The following is a 1,035-nucleotide window of genomic DNA, read 5'->3' on the forward strand; positions in this document are numbered from 1 at the left end:
ATTATTCCTTTCCAATTGGAGAAAGAAGGCATGAGCCGGGAAATCGACCGGACCGAGACGCTTCGACGGCGGTAAATCTTGTGTCCAGGAGGGCAGTGCCGGCGGAAAGGCCGAGGCGGGCACAGCCCGCCCTATCCAACAGTGCAGAAACGAGTAGGTCGGCGATGCTTCGCCGACGCAAACGGAAGCAGCGGAGCGAAGGCCGCGATACCCCGTCAGAATCCGCGGTCGGACTCTTCGTCAGATCCCACCGCGAGACCGGCCTCCAGCGCCCCGATCTCCTCAACGGAGAGTCCGGTGGCCTCCGCGACCGCCTCCGTCGCCATCCCCTTCGCCAACAGCGCCACGGCGACCTTGCGAACGCCTTCCGCAAGACCTTGCTCCCTGCCTTCTTCTCGCCCGCGTTCCAGACCTTCCGACAAGCCACGTTCCCTGCCCTCAGAGGCCCCCGTCTCCCGCCCGCTTTCCCACTGCGACGTCGCCACCAGCCGGCCCCAATCCTCCATCGCTGCCCGATCCTCGATATCCGGCAACGGCGGCAATTCCGGTACCTCCCCGTCCTCGGGCAACGACGGCAACTCCCCCACCGCCTCCGCGCCGCAGAACGACGCCAGCTTCTCCCGGCACGCCAGCAACACCCGCTCCGCCAGATCCAGCACCTGCGCCCGCAGCACCGTCAGCTCCTCCTCGCTGATCCGGTAGCTCTTGGAGTAGCGCGCCTCGATATAGGCCCGCTTCAGCAGATCGAAGCGCGCCTTGTCCGCCTCCTCCTCGCGGGGCAGGGCGTCGAGCAGCGCCTCGTGCATACTCTCCCCCACCTCCGCCAGCTTGCTCAGGTTATGGACCTTGTGTTTGTATCCACTGTATATAAGTGTAAGAGCGTGGTAGAAGCGCTCCACCGACTGGTGGAGCATGAAGGCGGCGGGCGCGTTCTTCCCCTGGGCCATGTAGTAGCCCGAGCCCTGCCAGAAGTCGCTGGCGCTGTTGAACCAGTAGTGGAAGTTGTGCAGCCCCCGCCCCAGCCGCTCCTCCGGG

General features: G+C 65.3%; 1 protein-coding gene. It reads right to left on the reverse strand.

The window, feature by feature from the left end; genetic code table 11:
- Positions 1-215 precede the first annotated feature (215 nt).
- Positions 216-1,035 (reverse strand): HEPN domain-containing protein (locus ACYQ2W_RS26365; RefSeq protein WP_459874063.1); only part of this gene is annotated, 820 nt, incomplete at its 5' end.

Source organism: Endothiovibrio diazotrophicus (assembly GCF_054657215.1).